The sequence below is a fragment of the Cystobacter fuscus genome, assembly GCF_002305875.1.
In the GTDB taxonomy this organism is placed as follows: Bacteria; Myxococcota; Myxococcia; order Myxococcales; family Myxococcaceae; genus Cystobacter; species Cystobacter fuscus_A.
Map to the genome: position 1 here is coordinate 187,373 of NZ_CP022098.1, position 18,296 is coordinate 205,668.

The following is an 18,296-nucleotide window of genomic DNA, read 5'->3' on the forward strand; positions in this document are numbered from 1 at the left end:
GCTTCTTCCCGCATGGCCTTCTCGGGCCGCGTCACCGGCACCTTGAGGGACACGGTGGGGTCCTCCGCCTGGGACAGCGCGCCTTGCTCCCTCAACCAGGAGGCAAACGACTTGAGCGCTGTGATTCGGTTGTTTCACTGGGGTCCACGGGAAGAGGGAGGGCGCCGGGCACACCGGATCAGCTCGAGCAAGCGGTCGCAGTCCGAGGCGAGGCGACGTTCGACCGGATTGGTGACGCCCAGCACCCGGCCCTCCGGCTCGAACGACGCCAGGGCGGGGGCGGCGCGGCCTTCGAGCTGCAACTCGCCGAGGTAGTCGTCCTCGATGATCCACGCATCGGTCGCTCGCGCCCAGTCCAGCAGGGCCAGACGGCGTGCCAGGAACAATGTCATTCCGAGCGGAGCCTGTTGACCCGGCGTGACGACCGCCAGCCGGGCGTGCGGCGCGCGGCGGATGCCCTCGGCGACGACCATCCCTTCCTCGTCGACGGGGACCGGGACCACCGTCAGGCCGGTGAACTCCAGCGCCCTGCGCGTGATGGGAAAGCCGGGCTCCTCCATCCAGACCTCGCCGTGCGGCCGCAAGACCTGCAGCGTGAGACCCAGGGCGCCGGAGAAGCCAGCCGTCACGAACACCTGGGAAGGATCGCAGCGCATGCCACGGACGATGGTCAGATAGGCGGCGATCTCGCGGCGCAGCTCGAGGCGGCCGCGCGGGTCGGGATAGCTCACCGGCGCCGAGGCGGACGCTCGTGCCGCCTTCGCCATGACTCGAGCCCACACGGTGGCCGAAGTTTGGGGGGCACGCACCGGATGGTACAGGATCCGTGTCCATGGGACAGACCCCGGTGGCCCGTCCGTTGCCCTATTCCTTATCGGGGGTCGTCAGCTCCTTGTCATCGGTGTCGACGACGAAGACGGCCAGGAGCCTGGCGGGCTTGGTCGCGCTGGTGTTTTCGCTGACGCCGTGAGCGGATTTCTCCTGACAGGACATGGGCGTAGATGAAGGCCGACGGCGCGTGCCGATGGGCGGGCGATGAACCACCGGGCGGGTACTCCACCACGAGGGCCTTCACCGACTTGCCAGGAATGTTGGGGATGGGTTGGGAGAAGATGGGCGTGACCGTACCGGAGTGTCCGTTCGCGTGAGCGATCGCCAGCAGGGGCAGGGAGATCGCGCCAATGATTGCCAATGTGAGTGAACGAGTTTTCCATATCAACTTGGAACCCAGGGCTTCACGGTCCGGACGAGTCCTGGGCATCGACCTCGACGTCCGTGTTGGGAGCACGGACGGAGACATCTCCGTTAGGGCTGGAGAGCAAAAGTACCGGTCAGGCCAATGGAGGTTGCTCCAACTCGGGCACCGCACGCGGAGACGTGGATTGATCAGCGTCGGCGCTCGGGCTTTATTTGTTTGGCTGGCGGCGATTGGCGCCGCCACGGGCTCGAGGCAACGATGGAAACGAAGAAGATTCGTCTGGCCAGGGAAAAGGAGACGTATCTCGCCACGCTGTACGGCAAGGCGATGGATGCCGCGGTCGAGAATCCAATCCTCGGGGATCGATTCGCGGCGGACGCCACGGCCCGCATCGACTACGACTTCAAGGCGTTGAAGCTCCCGAAGGGGGGCGAGATCACCCTGCCGATGCGGGCTCGGCACTTCGACCAGTGGACGCGAGCGTTCCTCTCCGAGAACCCCGAGTCGACGGTCCTGCACCTTGGCTGCGGCCTGGACACCCGCGTGTACCGGATCGACCCGGGGCCGAAGGTCCGCTGGTTCGACGTCGACCTTCCCGACGTCATCGCCCTGCGCGAGCAGTTGTATCCGGAGCGCGACGGCTATCGCCGGATGGGCGCTTCGGTGACCGAGCTCTCCTGGCTCGACGCGATCCCTGGAGACACGCCAGTTCTCGTCGTCGCCGAGGGACTGGTGATGTACCTGCACGAGAAGGACGGGACGGCGTTGTTCCGGCGGATCACCGAGCAGTTTCCGAGCGGGCAGCTCGCGTTCGACGGCTACAGCGGAGCAATGGTGCGCCTGGTCTCCCGCCTCGCGACGGTGCGCGGCGCGAAGGTCGAGCTCGTCTGGGGAGTCGACGATCCGCGCGAACTCGAGAAGCAGGTCCCGAAGCTCCACCTCGCCGAGGAAGTCGAGTTCCTGACGATGCCCGAGCTGGTCGAACGGCTGTCCAGGAACTGGTTCTCCGGGGCGATGCACGGGGTCATGGGCCGGCTGCCGTTCTATCGGCACCTGATCCGTCACCTGCGCTATGCGTTTTAGGCCCTCGACAAGTTTCTCCCAGGGGCTGCTCACCTGGACCGTGTGCCGCGCGGCTTGTTCGCAGGGGGAGGGGGGCCTCCCGGCCTCGCGCGGATGCCATCGAGCACCACGCCCAGCATGCGGGGGTAGAGCTGCTCCGCCGTCATCTCCAGCTCGACCAGCACGTCGGGCCGCAGGAGCTGGTCCACCAGGGTGAGCACCATGCGGATGACGAGCCGGGGCTCCACGTCCGAGCGCAGCACCCCCGCCTTCACCCCCGCGGCGACGAACGCACCGAAGCGCTCCTGGACCGCCTGGCGCCGCAGCTCCAGCAGCTTGTGCCAGAGCGCGGGGGCGTCCCGCTGCAAGTCCCGGAGCACCGCGGCCCCGCGTCCGTAGTGGCCCGCCAGCGTCCGCGTGAAGGCCTCCAGCCGCTCGCCGAAGTCCCGCCGCTCGTCCTCGAGGAGGGCCCGCAGCTCCTCGCCGATGCGGGCGAGGATGGCCACGATGGCCGCCTCGCCCAGCTCCTCCTTGCTGGAGAAGTGCCGGTAGAGCGTCTTCTTGCTCATCCGCAGCTCGGTGGCGATGTCATCCATCGTCACGCGCGAGTAGCCGTGGGCGAGGAAGCTCTGCTCGGCCTTCTCCAGGATGCGCGCGCGCGCATCGTCCACTTCCGTCATGCGAGGGCTCCCCGACGCGGCCCCTCGTACACCATCTCCACGCCCCTGGCGGGGCCGATGGTGATGTTGCGGCGCACCGGGCGCTCCGGCGTGTCGTTCGCGAGCGAGAAGCGGTGCGCGGCCAGCAGCGAGCCCAGGACGGTGCGCATCTCGTACTGCGCGAAGGCCGCTCCGATGCAGCGCCGCGCCCCGCCACCAAAGGGCAGGTACTCGAAGGGCGAGTACTTGCGCTCCAGGAAGCGCTCGGGACGGAAGCTGTCGGGCTCGGGGTAGAGCACCGGGTCCACGTGTGCCAGGCAGATGGCGGCCATGACGCCCGTGCCGGGCGGCAGCTCGCGCCCGCGCAGGGTGAAGGGGGCCACGGTGCGGCGGCCCACCACGGGCACGATGGGGTGGATGCGCAGCGCCTCGTCACACACCGCGGTGAGGTAGGGCAGCTTCACGAGCGCCTCCGGCTCGGGCTCCGGACCCAGCGGGGCGAGCTCCTCCAGCAGCCGCTGCATCGTCCCGGGGGCGCGGTGCAGGTGATGGAGGGCCCAGGCCATGCCGATGGCCGTCGTCTCGTGGCCGGCGATGAGCAGGGTGCGCAGCTCGTCCTTCAGCTCCGCGTCGGTCATGGGCTGGCCCTCCTCGTCCCGCGCGGCGAGCAGCAGGCTGAGGATGTCGGTGTGGCCCACCTCGTGCCCGCGCCGGGTGGAGAGCTCCTCGGTCAGCAACTGGTCCAGCTCCGTCACGTAGCGCTGGAAGCGGGCCCAGGGGCCCACGCCTCCGAAGGAACGCCGCAGCGGCACCGCCATCATCAGCAGCGGCGTATAGGACTCCATGTAGCCCACCAGCACCTCGCGGTAGCGCCGCATGCGCGCCGGCTCCTCGATGCCGAAGACGGCGCGGATGATGACCTCCAGGGAGATGGACTGGGTGAGCTCCTGGGCGCGGAAGGGGCCTCCCGGACGCAGCGTCTCCACCGAGCGCAGGGTGATTTCCCTCATGAGCTGCCCATAGGCGCGCATGCGCTCGCCGTGGAAGGGGGGCATGAGCAGCTTGCGCTCGCGCTTGTGGCGCTGCCCGGCCATCAGCAGCAGCGAGTTGTCTCCCACCGCGGGGGCCAGGGGGAGCTGGCCCAGTGGCTCGAAGAGGGCCGGGTCCGCGCTGAAGATGTCGCGGATGCCCTCCGGGTCTCCGGTGACGACCACGTTGCCCACCGGCAGCGGCGCGGTGAACGGATCCCCGTAGCGCGCGCGGCAGTCGAGGAAGAAGCGGGTGGTGTCCCGGAGGAAGCGGAACGTCTGCACCGGGGTGATGCGGGGTCCGGACGGCAACTGCGGGGTGGTCATGGCTCGACCTCCTGGGAACGACGCGGGAAACTCAGGAAACTATAAAAGTTTCCCCAGTTTCCTGCAACCTCTCGATTCCCCTACGCCTGGGCGTCGTCGCCATGGTCTGGTGCCTGGATGACGGCCTCGCGCAACTCCATCATCTTCGGTGTCTACGCCCCAGCGCTCGAGAGCAATGACGAGCGTCTTCTCTCCGTTGCGTCGGGGCCGGGACACACGCCTCCTGGCTTGCGCCTGGCCTGGTCGGTCTCCGACGGGGGGCGGTTCATCCCCTCGCCTCAGCGCGATGCCTGGCTCGGCGAGGAAGCCGTGCACGAGGAACCTCCGCGACCTCGCGTCGCGGGCGCGGGCCACCTGGTGACACTCATTGGGTGGGAACGGCCGGCGGCGCTTTCTCCAAGTGGGCGGGACCAATTCGAAATCCATGCGAAGTGGCCCCTGGGCGCGGTCGATATCGGGGCGGCGGCGGAGTTGCTGGAGCGTGTGGCGGAAGGGGTCCGTGCGTACTGGGGGCATGCGACGCCGAACGACATGGTGGCGGGGATGGAGCCGCGAGTTCCTCCACCGGGGCGGCCCATGCTCGAGCGCTCGGAGGACACCCGCTCCCCTGAGATTCCATGGCACCTGGGGTGGCTGAACTACTGGTCGGCCGCCGCCGCACGGACCCTCGGCTTTCCGGATCCCACGCGTGACGCGGACCTGCTCTCGCGGGCGAAGCGCACCGCGACAGGCGGTTGGATGGTGCGGCTCACGGAGACGCCGCTCGACCTGGGTAATCCCAACCACATCGACGCGCTCCTGCGCGGATACAAGCGATTTCCACGGATGGGCGGAGCGCCTGTCGACCGCACCTTCAGCGGCGCCTCATGAACGGGGCCCCTTGCGCTTACGCCGCACCGGACTCTGCCCGGCCGGTGCGGCCCGGATTCGTTCGAACTCGTCCACGGCCTTGCGCATCGAGCGCACCACGCCATGAGGCATCGGTTGCCGCGTCGCCAGCATCCGCGCGAACTTCTGCGCCGCGGGTTGGCGATCCTCGTCCCGAACCGCATGGATCCTCTTGTAGTCGGTCTGCTCGTCCGCCTTTCCGTGCTTCAGGAAGCGAACCCAGGTCTCCATCTGGCGCCGGGGTACCCAGAGGGAGATCCGCTCTTTTCTCCCTCGCGCCGACTCACCCGCGACGCGCAAGCGCTCGGCGAGCTGTCGCTCCCTTCCCCCTTCTGGCTGGGTATCCGCATCAATGACCACGAGAAGATCCCGTTGCCCCATACCCTTGCGGTTGGCGTGGACCTCCGCCGGATAGGCGTCAAGCACGTGGTCGTATGCCGAGCCCCGTCCACTCCGAGAGATGTTGGCGGTGATCTGGTCCTCTCTCCATCCACACTGCCGGAGACACCGATAAGCGAACCGATAGTCAGCCATGCCTTCACAGAGGACCACCACTCGGACGCGCCGACTACCCATCGACCCACCCCCGCGCGAGCAGTTCGGACACGGGCAATCCCGCGCCATTGACAGGAACCGGGCGTACCCGCGCTGGCCCACCGCCCTCGCGCTCGAGAAGAAGACCCTGCGTGGGGGCGAGGAGGTCGATCAACCCGGGGTTGTGGGAGATGAGCAGCGCCTGGCCACCCGCCTCCGTCTCGTCCATCAGGCGATTGAGCCAGGGTTGTATCTCTCGCGGCGAGAGGAAGTTTTCCGGCTCGTCGATGCAGAGCGTGCTCGCCTCACCGGAAACCGCGTGCAGCAACGCGTAGAGCACGACCAGCGCGCGCTGCCCCTCTGAGAGTTCGTTGAAGGCGAAGACGACGCGCCCACGCCGTCGCGGTGAGGCAAACGAGAACAGGAGCAGATGACTGCCACGCCCGTGCTGCTCGAACTCGTAGTCCCGGAACCCTTCGAGCACGATGCGCAGGCTTCGTTTGAGGTTGCGTGGGAACGTCGCACGAGCGTCGTGCATGGCCAGAAGCCAGGAGGCGAAGTTGGACAGGTCTCTTTCCAGGAAGCTTCCCTTGTCTTCCTGGGCCACGGCATCCAGGGTCTGCGGCACCGGACGGAAGACCCAGATACGAGCCAACCTGTCCCTGACCCAGGTCAATGCCTCCGAACGGTACTTGCTCGGCAGGTTCGACAATGGCGACACCTTGGACCCCGCCGGGAAGGTGAAGTTGACACCTCCAGTCCAGGGCCAGACCTTCACCTCTTCTCCAGAAAACGAGTAGCGCACCTGGTTCTCGTGGAGGATCTCCTCACGCTCGATGACGCTGTCCTGACCTCGCTCGTGATGGATGGTCAGCCGGTACGTGTAGGCGCCATCCGGTCCTTTCATCCCGAGCTCGAACGTCTGGATGCTCTTGCCAAGCCAACGGGTTCGCGTCGAGTCCGGGAACAGCGACGCCACGGAGCTACCGTCAACGACGAGCTGCCGAAGCTTGAACAGGACTTCGAACACCGCGCTCTTGCCTGCACCATTCGGGCCCAGGAGCAACGTGAGGGCGCCCGGTTCGAGCGTGGCCCGCTCGAGGCAGCGATAGTTGTCGGCGAAGATGCGCGTGATCATCGTGGGTCGCTCCACCATAGTGCTTCTGGTAGGGCTCGACCAGAAGCGAACCCGATGGCGGAACTACCCGCTCCACACGGCCCCACCCTCCTGCGTTCTTGCTCGGGTTCGCCGCCACCTTCCGGCGATGGGGGCAAGGTGTCCTCGTGGACAACCCTGGCGGCCCGGTGGGGAGGGGGCCTCGTGAAACGTCACTCCCTGGCGGTAGGGTATCCACCTGACTGCCCGAAGGGATGCACATGACGACGTGGACGTGGCGGATGCCCGCCAACGTGGCACTGGGTTTGATCGTTCTGGGAGCACTGCTCGGGCCGGGGGCTCCGGCGCTCGCGGCCGGGCGGGGCTGCCAGGACAATCTCATCGCGGTGGCGCTCGCGCCCGGTCTGCCCAGGGATCAACAGGTGTTCACTCGCCTGTGTTTGCCCGAGGGCCCGCCGCCCGCCACGGTGCAACTGCTCGTGCACGGCATCACCTACACCCATCTACACTGGGACTTCCCGGATCCCACGGGAGGCACCGCGCGCTACTCGTACGTGAACGCGGCGCTGGAGGCGGGCTTCGCCACCCTGGCCATGGATCGCATCGGCGGCGGGGCGAGCTCCCGTCCCCTGGGCGCCCTCGTCACCATCGAGTCCAACGCCTATGTCGTCCACCAGGTGGTCCAGGCGCTGCGCGCGGGCTCGGTGCGAGGCCCCGCGGGCGCGCTCGGCTTCGAGAAGGTGGTGCTCGTCGGCCACTCCTACGGCTCCTTCACCGCCTGGTACGAGGCGACCGACTACCAGGATGTCGATGGCGTCATCCTCAGCGGGGTGAGCCATACCTTCCAGCCCACCGCCCCGTTGAATGTCCTGCTGCCCCTGCGGCCCGCCGCCCTGGAGCCGGCCTTCTTCGGTGAGGGCTATGACCTGACGTACCTGAGCACCGTGCCCGGCTCGCGCCAGATCACCTTCTATGCCCCGGGCAAGGCGGACCCCGCGGTGATCGCCCTCGACGAGCGGACCAAGAGCACGCTGACGCTCACCGAGTTCTCCCTCTTTCCCACCGTCATCGCGCGCCCGCTGGACATCCGTGTTCCGGTGCTGCTCGCCAACGGCGCCGGGGACACGCTCTTCTGCGGTCCCACCCTCACCAGCGGCAACCTGTGCGCGAACGCCCAGACGCTGCTCGCCATCGAGGCGCCCCGGCTTGGCCCGCGGGTGCCGTGTGTGGAGGCGTGGGTGCTGCCCGGCGCGGGCCATATGCTCAACACCATTCTGGACGCGCCCCGGTGGTTCGCCGTGGCCCAGGAGTGGTCGACGCGGCTCGTGGGCATGGGTCCGGGTCCCGCGCCCGGCTGCGCGCGGTGAAGGGTGGAGAGGCTCGCGATCACGAGGCGCGGATGCTGGCCCGCGCCAGGTCGCACTCCTCGCAGTGCTCTTCGGGAGGACAGAGAAACAGGAGTGGGTTCAAGGCGAGGAGCTCCAGCGCGACGGTGACGACGTCGCGCGAGTCGCACAGCCGCGCCGGGGCGTGGCCCACGGGGCCCTCGTGTTGCAGCGCCCGGGTGCGCAGGGGTGCGTCGAGGAGCTGGAAGCGACGGCAGCAATGATCGGTCTCGGCGATCATCACGGTGCGTGCGGCGCCGTCGACCTCGACCACGCAGGGGTGCTCGATGGAGTAGGGGACGCCCGCGAGGGCCTCCGCCAGGTGCAACGTGGTGTTCTCGCTGTGGCCCACACCGAGAAGCAGCACCTGTCCGGCGAGCTCATGGACGTGGCCCACCGGGCTGTCGGGACCGTGCGGGGGGGACAGTGGCTGGGGTGCGCAGACGCGCTCGGCCAGGGGCCCCTCGGCGGCGAACGAGCCGCCCGGATGCGTGCTGCGCCGGACGCCCGGTTGTTTCCAGAACAGCTCGGCGGTGATGCCCATATCGTGAGTCGGTGTCGACGCGGGGTCGAAGAGGGACTCGCCATCGGTCATCGTCGGCATGACCAGCGTGCCCTCCTCCCCGAGCGCGAGCCGCAGCGCGCGGAGCAACCCCAGGGGGCCGTCTTGAATCGGGCGCACCGCTCGGAACGACGTATGCACGAGCAGCACGCCTCCCCGACGCACGCCCAATGCCCGAAGCTGGGTGGCCACCTGCTCGACGCTCAGTTCCTGTCTCATGGTGCTCCGAAGGGTACACGCGCGGCCGGCCATCGAGCATCCACCAGGTCGGGGGAGTTTGGCCCCTGGAAGGATGTCGAAGAACTCGATCGACATCCTTCCAGGGGCGAGCACCTTCCCGGCTGCCCTGCGCTCGTCGTTCATCTCCTCGGCCACGGGGCTCGGCGAGCATTTACCTGTCGATCATCGACAGAAGGTCATGGTTGCCCAGATGGGGTTGCCGGCAGTGTTGTAGATGACAAGGTTGCAATCATCCTGCATGGCCAGCCGTGCACCAGGGTTTCCATAGGTCCCGGACCACCAGAGGGGTTGGCCGTTTCCCGCGTACAGGACGAGGTTCCCGTCTGTCTGCATTAAGAAGGCGGACGTATCACTGCCCCACGTATTCGTGCTCCAGAGTGGACCTACTCGATCATAAACCACGACGTTGCCGTCTCCCTGATGGGTCAGGAAGGCCCTGCCATTACATGAACCGACCGACTGCCCCCTGAAGAGCACTTCTCCGCTCCCAAGGCCACCACAGGACAGCGTCCCCTCCGCGGGCTCGCTGGTGCCCGCGGATTCGCCCGGGCCAGAACCACCGCAAGCTGAGGCCCCCACCAGCGCGATAAAAGCCAACAGGACCCGCCGCTGCATCCGGACGGTTTTGGTCTGGCTCTCCATGTTATCCCCCTCCAGCTCACCCTCCATGGGTGACCACACCTCAAAAACTTGAAGTGCGTGGCACGGAAGTGCAATCCTCTACAGCTTGTTCACCGGTCCCATGGAGTTTTCTGCTTTCGCCATTTTCGGGAGCGGTGTCTCTCCAAGAACCACGAGCGGAAAGAGGAGTCCTCCGCCGCGCTCATCCATCTGGGCATGAGCCGGTTCACGTTCCGCTGGCTCGCCTGATTGCCCTGGTTCAACACCCTCTGTCTGAATGTGGAGGCGGCGGAAATCGAACCCGCCGCCTCATCCATCCAGCGTTCAGCTGATCATGCCCAGCTTCTTCAAGCGTGACGCCAGGGTGGTGGGCTTGATGCCTAGCAACTCGGCGGCGCCCCCCTTTCCGAACTGCTTGCCCCCACAGGCCTCCAACGCCGCGCGCAGATTGTCGCGTTCGAGTTCGCGGAGCTGGGCCTCGGTGAGGATCTTCCGGGGCTCCACGAGTTCCTGGTGGACCTGGGTATCACTCACGGGCAGGTCGATGTTCAGCTCCTTGCCCCGCGAGGTGATCAACGCCCGCTCGATGATGTTCTGCAACTCACGAATGTTGCCTGGCCAGTCGTAGCCTTGCAGCCGCGCGATGTCGCCCTTGCTCAGTCGCCGCCCCGGCAGTTTCAGCCGCGCGCCAATGTGCTCGATGAAGTGCGCCGCCAGCAGGGGAATGTCCGAGCGGCGCTCGCGCAGGCTCGGTGAATGGATGGGAAAGACGTTGAGGCGGAAGAACAGATCCTCGCGGAAACGTCTGGCCACCACCTCGGCGCGCAGGTCACGGTTGGTCGCGGCGATGATGCGGACGTTCACGCTCCGGGTACGCTCCTCGCCGACCCGCTCGAACTGGCCTTCCTGGAGCACCCGCAGCAGCTTGCTCTGCAACTCCAAGGGAATCTCGCCGATCTCGTCGAGGAACAGGGTGCCACCGTCGGCCAGTTCGAAGCGGCCGATGCGGTCGCGTACCGCCCCGGTGAAGGCGCCGCGCAGATGACCGAAGAACTCGCTCTCGAACAGCTCGGCGGGGATCGCCGCGCAGTTCACCCGGATCAGCGGATGGTCGCGACGCTGGCTGGCCTGATGGATGGCCCGGGCGATCAGCTCCTTGCCCGTGCCGGATTCGCCATGAATCAGGACGTTGGCATCGGTGGGGCCCACCACGTCGATCTGGTGGATGATCTTCAGGATGGGCGCGCTGCGTCCGACGATATCGCGGTACTGGTGCTCGGTACTGATCTCCTCCTGGAGATAGGCGTTCTGCTCCTCCAGCCGCTCCTTGAGCGTCCGCAGCTCGGCCAGGGCCTTCTGGAGCTGCAATTCGGTGTTGCGCCGCTCGGTGATGTCGCGGAACACCACCACCGCGCCGATGATCCGGTCGTTCGCGAGCACCGGGGTACTGGTGAACTCCACCGGAAAGGCCGTGCCATCGCGGCGCCAGAACACCTCCTGGCGGCCCTCGTGGACCAGGCCGTCCTGGACCGCCTGGTAGATCGGACAAGCCTCGTCAGGGTAGGGCCTGCCATCGGCGTGGCTGTGGTGATGGATGCGATGGACGTTCTTGCCGATCATCTCCTCCACGCTCCAGCCGAACATGCGCGCCGCGGCTGGGTTGACGAACGTGGCCATGCCCTGGTTGTCGATGCTGTAGATTCCGTCACCCACCGCGCTGAGCAGCAGTTGGTTGCCGCGCTCGTTTTCCTGGAACAGCTCGAGGACATCGCGCCACTCGATGAGTCCACCGCGCAGGGTCTGCTCGGTCCGTGACTTGTCCTGATGGCCGCGTTCGCCGCGATGCTCACGCAGGGTCAGCACCAGGTGTGGCCGGCCCTTGAAGGGGAGATGGGTCGCGGAGATCTCCACCGGGAGATCCTCGCCATTCCCCCGCTGGCAGGTGAAGCGGTCGCTCCAGGCGCTGCCGTGCTCCATGGCGTGTTGGGTGAAGGCCATCAGGTCCGGCAGTTGGTGACCGAAGATTCTCGCCGTCGGCAGGGTCAGCAACTCCTGGCGTGTATAGCCGAGCAGGTGGCTGGCGGCGACGTTGAGATCCTCGAAGCGGTCGGCGAGGGGCGCGAGCAACACAATGGCCGCGCTGCAATGTTCGAAGGCCATGTGCCGAGCGGGGTACGTGAGCAGGGTAACGCCAGAGATGTAATCGGGGTCTTCCATTCGTACACCTACGGGAGTTCGTACGAAACACTACGAAATTTCGTGAATCTACGGCCTTTCGTAGCACCGGGTCAGAAGACGTGAACCGCCGTCCGGACGTACAAACCCAGTGATTCCAGGAGGATACTCCCCGGCGAGAGGGCGGCCAGCCATTCTGGCATGTCCCTCGCAATCATCTCCACCGAACCCCCTGGAGCGCCGGACCCGGCGCGCCGCGATTGCTGGAGACAGTGCAATGCCAAGCGTAGATATTCCCGCCTATAAGGATGGTGATTTCCTCGTCAACTACGAGGAGAAGGTCTTCGAGGACGTCAAGGCCAAACCCGGCGAGAAAGCCTTGATCACCTTCCACACCATCGCCTTTGAGGGCTCCATCGGCCTGGTCAACATGCTCCAGGCGAAGCGTTTGTTGCGCAAGGGCTTCGAGACCAAGGTGCTGCTGTACGGCCCCGGCGTGCAGCTGGGCGTGCAGCGGGGCTTTCCGACGCTGGGCGCGGAGGCCTTCCCCGGGCACATGGCGGTGAACAACCAGCTCAAGGCTTTCATCAAGGAAGGCGGCGAGGTGTATGCGTGCCGCTTCGCCCTGCAGGCGCTCTACGGACAGACCGAGAAGGCGTTGATCGAGGGCATTCGTCCGATCAATCCGCTGGACGTGATGGACCTGCGCCTGCTGATGCGCCGCGAGGGCGCGCTGATCATCGACACCTGGACGGCCTGAATCGTCTTCACCCCTCTCGCGACGCGGGAGGGGTGCCGTCATTTCCAGCGAGGACCCTCCGCCATGCCCAGCATTCGTGCCGCCGCCGTGCAGCTCAGCCCGGTGCTCTACAGCCGCGAAGCCACCGTCGCGAAGATCTGCGAGCAGATCCTCGAACTGGGTCGCGACGGCGTGCAGTTCGCGGTCTTTCCCGAAACCGTGGTGCCCTACTACCCCTATTTCTCCTACGTCCAGGCCCCCGTGGCCATGGGCAAGGAACACCTGCGCTTGATGAACGAGTCGGTGATCGTGCCTTCCGCCATCACCGAGCGCATTGGCGAGGCCTGTCGCGAGGCGGGCATGGTGGTGTCCCTGGGCGTCAACGAGCGCGACGGGGGCACCCTGTACAATGCCCAATTGCTGTTCGATGCCGATGGCCGGCTCATCCAGCGCCGCCGGAAGATCACCCCGACCTACCATGAGCGCATGGTCTGGGGTCAGGGCGACGGCTCTGGCCTGTGCGCGGTGGACAGCCGCGTCGGCCGGATCGGCTCGCTGGCCTGCTGGGAACACTACAACCCGCTGGCACGCTACGCGCTGATGGCCGATGGCGAGCAGATCCACGCGGCGATGTTTCCCGGCTCGCTGGTGGGCGAGATCTTCGCCGAGCAGATCGCGGTCACCATCCGTCACCACGCGCTGGAATCCGGCTGCTTCGTGGTCAACGCCACCGCCTGGCTCAGCCCGGAACAACAGGCGCGGCTCATGGAGGACACGGGTTGCGCGATGGGACCCATCTCCGGTGGCTGCTTCACCGCCATCGTCTCGCCGGAAGGTAGACTTCTCGGCGAACCGCTGCGCGGCGGTGAAGGGGTGGTGATCGCCGACCTCGACCTCACGCTCATCGACAAGCGCAAACGCATGATGGACTCGGTCGGCCACTACAGCCGTCCGGAGCTGCTCAGCCTGCTGATCGACCGCCGGGCCACCGCGCACGTCCATGATCGGCATGAGAACCTCGAGGAGACTCCCCATGTCCGGCAGTGAAACCCCTCCGGTCGTGCCCTTGCCGACCAATGACTTGCTCCTCGAGCTGCAATGCCATGGTGTCCGCTGGCAGGGCGCCGACGGCCTGTCTCGAAAGGGGGGCGCCGGGCCCTCGGATCACAAGGCGCTCGGTCTGGGCGAGCGCACGGCCATGGTGCCGATGCTCAACCGCGCCTCGCTGGACTCGCCCTACGCCGCGGTGCCCGACGAGAGCGGTACGCGGGCGCGGCTCTTCCGCGAGGGCCTTCCCGTGGGCGAAGTCCAACTGCCGGGGGTCCCTCGCTTCTACGGTCTCACCACCGCGGAGGGCACGCCCTACTGGAAGATCGCCACCCTGCACAGCCGCGACGTGCTGGCCACCACGGTGCTCCAGCACTGCGTGCGCATGAACGAGGCCGCCACCGCCTGTCAGTTCTGCGCCATCGGCCAGTCGCTGGCCGCCGGAAAGACGATCGCCCGCAAGCGCCCGGCCCAGCTCGCCGAAGTGGCCCGGGCGGCGGTGGAACTGGACGGCGTCAAGCACATGGTGATGACCACCGGCACGCCCCAGACGCCGGATCGCGGCGCCGCCATCCTCTGTGAATCCGCCGCCGCGGTGACCGCCGCGGTGAATCTGCCGATCCAGGCCCAATGCGAGCCGCCGGACGACGACGCGTGGTTCCAACGTCTGGCGGACAGTGGCGTGGTGTCGCTCGGCATGCATCTGGAGGCGGTCACCGACGAGGTCCGCCAGCGGATCATGCCGGGCAAGGCCGGAGTGCCGCTGACACGCTACTTCGATGCCTTCGCCGCCGCCGTCTCGGTCTTTGGCCGCGGCCAGGTGAGCACCTATCTCCTCGCGGGCCTGGGCGACAGCGAAGACGCCATCGCCGCCATGGGCGAGCGCCTGGTCGCGCTCGGGGTGTATCCCTTCGTGGTGCCCTTCGTCCCCATCGACGGCACACCGCTCGCCCATCACCCCAAGCCCGACAGCGCGTTCATGCAGCGGCTCTATTCACGTCTGGGCGTCAGCCTGCGCCGTCACGGGCTGCACTCGGAACGCATCAAGGCCGGCTGCGCCCGATGTGGAGCCTGCTCGGCGCTCAAGGGGTACGAGTGATGAGTGCCTCCTTCGCCCTGGTCCCGGACACCTTCGAGCCCTGGCGCGCCGACGATCTGCGGGTCAAGCCCGCCAGCGAGGCCTGGGAGCGCGCTGACTATTATGCTCTGCGCCGCGCGGTCTTCGTCGGTGAGCAGCAATTGCTGGAACAGGACCGCGACACCCGGGATTTTCAGGCCATCCCCATCGTCGCCGTGGCCCACGCCTGCGGCATGGCCGACCGGGTGGTTGGCGCGGTGCGCATCTACGAGGACGAGGAGGGCCTCTGGTACGGCGGCAGGCTTTGTGTGGCGCGCGACTACCGCCGCCACGCGCGGATCGGCCAGGCGCTGGTGAACGAAGCGGTGGCACGGGCCAGGGAGCTTGGCTGCCACACCTTCCGCGCCACCGTGCAAGCGGCCAACGAGAGCTGGTTCCAGCGCTTGCACTGGCGCAGCCTGGAACGCCTGGAGCTGCTCGGCCAGCCCCATGTGCTGATGCAGGCGGAGCTGGAGCGCTATCCCTTCCTGCCACGGCACAGTGGCTCGCTGTTCCGCGAGGAGCACCGTCATGACTGAGCTCGCCACGCTGCTGGCGGGTCTGCGCGAGACGCCGGCGATGCGCTCCAAACAAGCCATCCAGCATCCGGCCCGGCGCCTCGCTGGCCCGCCCGCGAAGGGGGAGGAGCGCTACACGCGACCAGGGGACGATACCGCCGCGTTCCGCTGTGGCGATGGCTACCAGCTCCTCGCCATGGAAGGCATGCTGCCGGCCTTCGTGGAGCAGGCTCCCTGGTTCGCTGGCTGGTCCGCGGTCATGGCCAATGTCAGCGACATCGCCGCCATGGGAGGCCGGGCCCAGGCGGTGGTCAATGCCTACTGGCACCACGACGCGGCCGCCGCGGATCAACTGCTCGCCGGAATGGAAGCGGCCTGTGCCGCCTATGGCGTGCTCCTCGCTGGCGGCCACACCCATCAGGCGCCGGGCAATCCCGCCTGTCTCGCGGTGGCGATCACCGGTTGGGCGCGAGCGTTGCTCTCGACCCTCCACGCGGAGCCCGGCCAGTTGCTGGCGATGGCCGTTGATCTCGATGGCCGTTGGCATGGCGACGCGCCCTACTGGAAGGCTTTCGAAGGGGTGCCGGGCGAGTGTCTGCGGGCCAGACTGGAGCTGCTGCCGACCCTCGCCGAGGCGGGCCGCCTGCGTGCCGCCAAGGACATCAGCAACGCCGGCATTCTTGGCACCCTGCTGATGCTGCTGGAACCCACCGGTTGTGGCGCCCGGGTCGAGCTCGATGCCCTGCCACGTCCGGCCGGAGCCCCGTTGGAGCGCTGGCTGCAAGTCTTCCCAAGCTACGGCTTCCTGATGACCCTGGACGCCGCGGATTGGCCATACGTGGAGGCCGCCTTCGTCGCCGAGGGCGTGCACTGCGCCGTCATTGGCCAGCTCGATGCCAGCGCCCGACTGTGGGTCGAGCACGCCGGCCAACGCGCTGAATTCTGGAACCTGCGTGAGAAGCCCTTCACCGGCTTCGCTTGCCCGCCCCGAACCGAGGAGCACTGAAATGCCCGCCGTGAACATCAAGCTGCGCTGGCCCGATGGCAAGGTCAGCACCGCCTATTCTCCCTCCACGGTCGTCTACGAGCACTTCGAGGCAGGCCACAGCTACCCGCTGGCGGACTTCCTCTCCCTCGCCGAGACCGCATTCAACGCGGCGTCCGAGCGCGTCAAGCAGGTCCGCGGATTCTATTGCAGCTCGGCGATGGACAGTCTCGCGGGCCTCCGCCTGCTGGCCCGCCAATACCCAGCCCGCGACGCTCGCGTCGAGGTGCTCGACCTGCTCACCCAAGGTGCCGATCAGTCCTGACACGGTCGCGAGGCCTTGTCCCAGAGGTATACATCCCATGTCCCATCACAACGTCATCGTCGTCGGTGGCGGGCAGGCCGGTCTGTCCGCCAGCTATTACCTCCAGCAGCGAGACATCAACCATCTGGTGTTGGAGAGCCGCACCCTCACCCATACCTGGCGCGAGCAACGCTGGGACAGTTTCACCCTGGTCACTCCGAACTGGCAGTGTGCGCTCCCCGGCGCTCCCTACCGGGGGGCGGAGCCGCATGGCTTCATGAAGAAGGAGGAGATCATCGCCTACCTGGATGGCTTCATCGCGACGGTACGGCCACCGGTTCGCGAAGGTGTCACGGTGCGGCGGCTCGCCACTCGCGCCGAGGGTGGCTATCAGGTGGTGACCAGCGCCGGGGAGTTCAGCGCCGAGCAGGTCATCGTCGCCACCGGCGGCTACCACACACCCATCATCCCGCGCTTCGCCGAGCGGCTGCCACCGTCCCTGCTCCAAATCCAGTCCGCGCAGTACCGCAATCCCCAGAGCCTGCCAGACGGTCCCGTGCTGGTGGTGGGCTCCGGGCAATCCGGCGCGCAGATCGCCGAGGATCTGCACCTGGCCGGCCGTCAGGTGCACCTGGCGGTGGGTGAGGCACCTCGCTGTGCGCGCTTCTACCGGGGCAGGGACGTGGTCGCCTGGCTGGAGGACATGGGTTACTACGCCATGGGCGTGGACCGGCACCCCTTGCGCGAGGGGGTGCGAGACAACACCAATCACTACGTCACCGGGCGGGATGGCGGGCGCGACATCGACCTGCGTGTGTTCGCCATGCAGGGAATGCAACTCCATGGGCAGTTGGAGGAGCTGGAGGGCGGAACACTGCGCTTCGCGCCGAACCTGGCCGTCAACCTGGACAACGCCGACGCCGTCTATAACCGCATCAACGCCAGCATCGACAAGTACATCCTGGAGCACGGCATCTCGGCACCGCCGGGCTCGGTCTACCAGCCGGTCTGGCGGCCGTCCGAGGAGCGCACCACCTTGCCGGTGGAGGGCCTCGCCGCGGTCATCTGGTGCATTGGTTTCCGCCCGGACTTCACCTGGATTGATCTGCCGGTCTTCAACGGCCGTGGCCAGCCGAGCCACGTGCGCGGCGTCACCGCCACGCGCGGTTTGTACTTCCTCGGTCTGCCCTGGCTGTACACCTGGGGCTCCGGACGCTTCTCCGGCGTGGCGCAGGATGCCGAGTATCTGGTGGACCGCATCGCGGCGGTACGCAGCGGTGCACTGAACTGAGCTTCGCCTCGAGCGCGAGTGGAGGCGGCGGGAAGCGAACCCGCGCCGGGCGGTGCGAAACTCCCAGCAGAATCGCGCCCTTACCTCGTAACCGCCCGGAATGCTTGAGAGTCGATATCCCGCCGCGTCCCCTCCTGTCCCGTCCCGTTCCAGGTCATTCCGCAGGCTCCTGCGACATACGCGCAACATGGCTTGGAGCTACCTACCTCCCACCGTTGGGTGATCCCGAGTCGCTCGCCGCTCCCATCGCCGTCCTGAACGTATAGGCCGCTCCCACTGCCGGGTGCCTGTGCCGAAAGCGGCTGCGGCACAGGGGCATCACTTCCGACGGCTGCGAGGGCTCAGCCGGGCGATGCTCGGTCGCCAGTCGAGGCGAGAGTTGCCTGGATGCCCGGCATCCCTCCAGCTACCGGCAAGCGGTTGCCTATTCCGGCACTGTCCCCGTGAACATACACAAGGGGTTTGACTGGCCGACCGCCCTGGTGGAGCACCACTTGGG

At 67.2% G+C, this 18,296-nt stretch carries 18 protein-coding genes; 11 read left to right on the top strand and 7 right to left on the bottom strand.

What is annotated here, in order from left to right; genetic code table 11:
- Nucleotides 1-134 precede the first annotated feature (134 nt).
- On the bottom strand, nt 135-767 hold the full coding sequence (locus tag CYFUS_RS00800; protein ID WP_095983465.1) for an aminotransferase class I/II-fold pyridoxal phosphate-dependent enzyme: 633 nt from the start codon (nt 765-767) through the stop codon (nt 135-137).
- Between the two features lie 689 nt (nt 768-1,456).
- Here CYFUS_RS00800 and CYFUS_RS00810 point away from each other — a divergent pair.
- Nucleotides 1,457-2,281, top strand: a complete 825-nt coding sequence (locus tag CYFUS_RS00810; protein WP_095983466.1) for a class I SAM-dependent methyltransferase — start codon at nt 1,457-1,459, stop codon at nt 2,279-2,281.
- A 29-nt stretch (nt 2,282-2,310) separates the two neighbouring features.
- On the opposite strand, the gene CYFUS_RS00815 is transcribed toward CYFUS_RS00810, so the two are convergent.
- Together CYFUS_RS00815 and CYFUS_RS00820 are read right to left on the bottom strand one after the other, a co-directional pair.
- Nucleotides 2,311-2,940, bottom strand: a complete 630-nt coding sequence (locus CYFUS_RS00815) for a TetR/AcrR family transcriptional regulator (RefSeq protein ID WP_095983467.1) — start codon at nt 2,938-2,940, stop codon at nt 2,311-2,313.
- The gene (locus tag CYFUS_RS00820) at nt 2,937-4,274 is read right to left on the bottom strand and encodes a cytochrome P450 (protein WP_095983468.1); all 1,338 of its coding nucleotides are present in this window, start codon (nt 4,272-4,274) and stop codon (nt 2,937-2,939) included. Before CYFUS_RS00820 ends, CYFUS_RS00815 begins: the two co-directional genes overlap by 4 nt.
- A gap of 117 nt (nt 4,275-4,391) precedes the next feature.
- On the opposite strand from CYFUS_RS00820, the gene CYFUS_RS00825 reads away from it, so the two are divergent.
- Nucleotides 4,392-5,144, top strand: coding sequence for a DUF5953 family protein (locus CYFUS_RS00825; RefSeq protein ID WP_095983469.1), 753 nt, complete (start codon nt 4,392-4,394; stop codon nt 5,142-5,144).
- Here the strand turns inward: CYFUS_RS00825 and CYFUS_RS00830 are convergent.
- Together CYFUS_RS00830 and CYFUS_RS00835 are read right to left on the bottom strand one after the other, a co-directional pair.
- A complete protein-coding gene (locus CYFUS_RS00830; protein WP_157758150.1) occupies nt 5,139-5,588 on the bottom strand; it encodes a hypothetical protein in 450 nt (149 codons plus the stop codon). The two genes, CYFUS_RS00825 and CYFUS_RS00830, sit on opposite strands and share 6 nt — an antisense overlap.
- A gap of 142 nt (nt 5,589-5,730) precedes the next feature.
- Nucleotides 5,731-6,834, bottom strand: a complete 1,104-nt coding sequence (locus CYFUS_RS00835) for an AAA family ATPase (protein ID WP_157758151.1) — start codon at nt 6,832-6,834, stop codon at nt 5,731-5,733.
- A 239-nt stretch (nt 6,835-7,073) separates the two neighbouring features.
- Here CYFUS_RS00835 and CYFUS_RS00840 point away from each other — a divergent pair, with 239 nt between their 5' ends.
- Nucleotides 7,074-8,180, top strand: coding sequence for an alpha/beta fold hydrolase (locus CYFUS_RS00840; RefSeq protein WP_232537286.1), 1,107 nt, complete (start codon nt 7,074-7,076; stop codon nt 8,178-8,180).
- Nucleotides 8,181-8,199: 19 nt separating this feature from the next.
- On the opposite strand, the gene CYFUS_RS00845 is transcribed toward CYFUS_RS00840, so the two are convergent.
- Complete coding sequence (locus CYFUS_RS00845) at nt 8,200-8,979, bottom strand: AAC(3) family N-acetyltransferase (RefSeq protein ID WP_095983473.1); 780 nt, start codon at nt 8,977-8,979, stop codon at nt 8,200-8,202.
- 73 nt (nt 8,980-9,052) lie between these two features.
- On the opposite strand from CYFUS_RS00845, the gene CYFUS_RS51550 reads away from it, so the two are divergent.
- On the top strand, nt 9,053-9,214 hold the full coding sequence (locus CYFUS_RS51550) for a hypothetical protein (protein WP_198316424.1): 162 nt from the start codon (nt 9,053-9,055) through the stop codon (nt 9,212-9,214).
- A 731-nt stretch (nt 9,215-9,945) separates the two neighbouring features.
- Here CYFUS_RS51550 and CYFUS_RS00855 read toward each other — a convergent pair.
- Nucleotides 9,946-11,838: a sigma 54-interacting transcriptional regulator gene (locus tag CYFUS_RS00855; protein WP_095983475.1), complete on the bottom strand. Its 1,893-nt coding sequence runs from the start codon at nt 11,836-11,838 to the stop codon at nt 9,946-9,948.
- 235 nt (nt 11,839-12,073) lie between these two features.
- Between CYFUS_RS00855 and CYFUS_RS00860 the strand changes: the two genes are divergently transcribed.
- The 7 genes from CYFUS_RS00860 (at nt 12,074) to CYFUS_RS00890 (ending at nt 17,797) form a co-directional block, all read left to right on the top strand.
- The gene (locus CYFUS_RS00860; protein ID WP_095983476.1) at nt 12,074-12,556 is read left to right on the top strand and encodes an MSMEG_0572/Sll0783 family nitrogen starvation response protein; all 483 of its coding nucleotides are present in this window, start codon (nt 12,074-12,076) and stop codon (nt 12,554-12,556) included.
- 63 nt (nt 12,557-12,619) lie between these two features.
- Nucleotides 12,620-13,582, top strand: coding sequence for a Nit6803 family nitrilase (locus CYFUS_RS00865; RefSeq protein WP_095983477.1), 963 nt, complete (start codon nt 12,620-12,622; stop codon nt 13,580-13,582).
- A complete protein-coding gene (locus CYFUS_RS00870) occupies nt 13,569-14,681 on the top strand; it encodes an MSMEG_0568 family radical SAM protein (RefSeq protein ID WP_198316425.1) in 1,113 nt (370 codons plus the stop codon). Before CYFUS_RS00865 ends, CYFUS_RS00870 begins: the two co-directional genes overlap by 14 nt.
- Nucleotides 14,681-15,238, top strand: coding sequence for an MSMEG_0567/Sll0786 family nitrogen starvation N-acetyltransferase (locus CYFUS_RS00875; protein ID WP_232537287.1), 558 nt, complete (start codon nt 14,681-14,683; stop codon nt 15,236-15,238). The genes CYFUS_RS00870 and CYFUS_RS00875 overlap by 1 nt, the downstream gene beginning before the upstream one ends.
- The gene (locus CYFUS_RS00880) at nt 15,231-16,223 is read left to right on the top strand and encodes a sll0787 family AIR synthase-like protein (protein ID WP_095983479.1); all 993 of its coding nucleotides are present in this window, start codon (nt 15,231-15,233) and stop codon (nt 16,221-16,223) included. The genes CYFUS_RS00875 and CYFUS_RS00880 overlap by 8 nt, the downstream gene beginning before the upstream one ends.
- 1 nt (nt 16,224) lies before the next feature.
- Nucleotides 16,225-16,527, top strand: a complete 303-nt coding sequence (locus CYFUS_RS00885) for an MSMEG_0570 family nitrogen starvation response protein (RefSeq protein ID WP_095983480.1) — start codon at nt 16,225-16,227, stop codon at nt 16,525-16,527.
- 37 nt (nt 16,528-16,564) lie between these two features.
- Complete coding sequence (locus CYFUS_RS00890) at nt 16,565-17,797, top strand: MSMEG_0569 family flavin-dependent oxidoreductase (protein ID WP_095983481.1); 1,233 nt, start codon at nt 16,565-16,567, stop codon at nt 17,795-17,797.
- Nucleotides 17,798-18,296 lie beyond the last annotated feature (499 nt).

Excerpts from the sequence above, each read along its gene's own strand:
- CYFUS_RS00800 (WP_095983465.1), bottom strand. The coding sequence starts at position 767 with ATGGCGAAGGCGGCACGAGCGTCCGCCTCGGCGCCGGTGAGCTATCCC.
- CYFUS_RS00810 (WP_095983466.1), top strand. The coding sequence starts at position 1,457 with ATGGAAACGAAGAAGATTCGTCTGGCCAGGGAAAAGGAGACGTATCTC.
- CYFUS_RS00815 (WP_095983467.1), bottom strand. The coding sequence starts at position 2,940 with ATGACGGAAGTGGACGATGCGCGCGCGCGCATCCTGGAGAAGGCCGAG.
- CYFUS_RS00820 (WP_095983468.1), bottom strand. The coding sequence starts at position 4,274 with ATGACCACCCCGCAGTTGCCGTCCGGACCCCGCATCACCCCGGTGCAG.
- CYFUS_RS00825 (WP_095983469.1), top strand. The coding sequence starts at position 4,392 with ATGACGGCCTCGCGCAACTCCATCATCTTCGGTGTCTACGCCCCAGCG.
- CYFUS_RS00835 (WP_157758151.1), bottom strand. The coding sequence starts at position 6,834 with ATGATCACGCGCATCTTCGCCGACAACTATCGCTGCCTCGAGCGGGCC.
- CYFUS_RS00840 (WP_232537286.1), top strand. The coding sequence starts at position 7,074 with ATGACGACGTGGACGTGGCGGATGCCCGCCAACGTGGCACTGGGTTTG.
- CYFUS_RS00845 (WP_095983473.1), bottom strand. The coding sequence starts at position 8,979 with ATGAGACAGGAACTGAGCGTCGAGCAGGTGGCCACCCAGCTTCGGGCA.
- CYFUS_RS51550 (WP_198316424.1), top strand. The coding sequence starts at position 9,053 with ATGTCGAAGAACTCGATCGACATCCTTCCAGGGGCGAGCACCTTCCCG.
- CYFUS_RS00855 (WP_095983475.1), bottom strand. The coding sequence starts at position 11,838 with ATGGAAGACCCCGATTACATCTCTGGCGTTACCCTGCTCACGTACCCC.
- CYFUS_RS00860 (WP_095983476.1), top strand. The coding sequence starts at position 12,074 with ATGCCAAGCGTAGATATTCCCGCCTATAAGGATGGTGATTTCCTCGTC.
- CYFUS_RS00865 (WP_095983477.1), top strand. The coding sequence starts at position 12,620 with ATGCCCAGCATTCGTGCCGCCGCCGTGCAGCTCAGCCCGGTGCTCTAC.
- CYFUS_RS00870 (WP_198316425.1), top strand. The coding sequence starts at position 13,569 with ATGTCCGGCAGTGAAACCCCTCCGGTCGTGCCCTTGCCGACCAATGAC.
- CYFUS_RS00875 (WP_232537287.1), top strand. The coding sequence starts at position 14,681 with ATGAGTGCCTCCTTCGCCCTGGTCCCGGACACCTTCGAGCCCTGGCGC.
- CYFUS_RS00880 (WP_095983479.1), top strand. The coding sequence starts at position 15,231 with ATGACTGAGCTCGCCACGCTGCTGGCGGGTCTGCGCGAGACGCCGGCG.
- CYFUS_RS00885 (WP_095983480.1), top strand. The coding sequence starts at position 16,225 with ATGCCCGCCGTGAACATCAAGCTGCGCTGGCCCGATGGCAAGGTCAGC.
- CYFUS_RS00890 (WP_095983481.1), top strand. The coding sequence starts at position 16,565 with ATGTCCCATCACAACGTCATCGTCGTCGGTGGCGGGCAGGCCGGTCTG.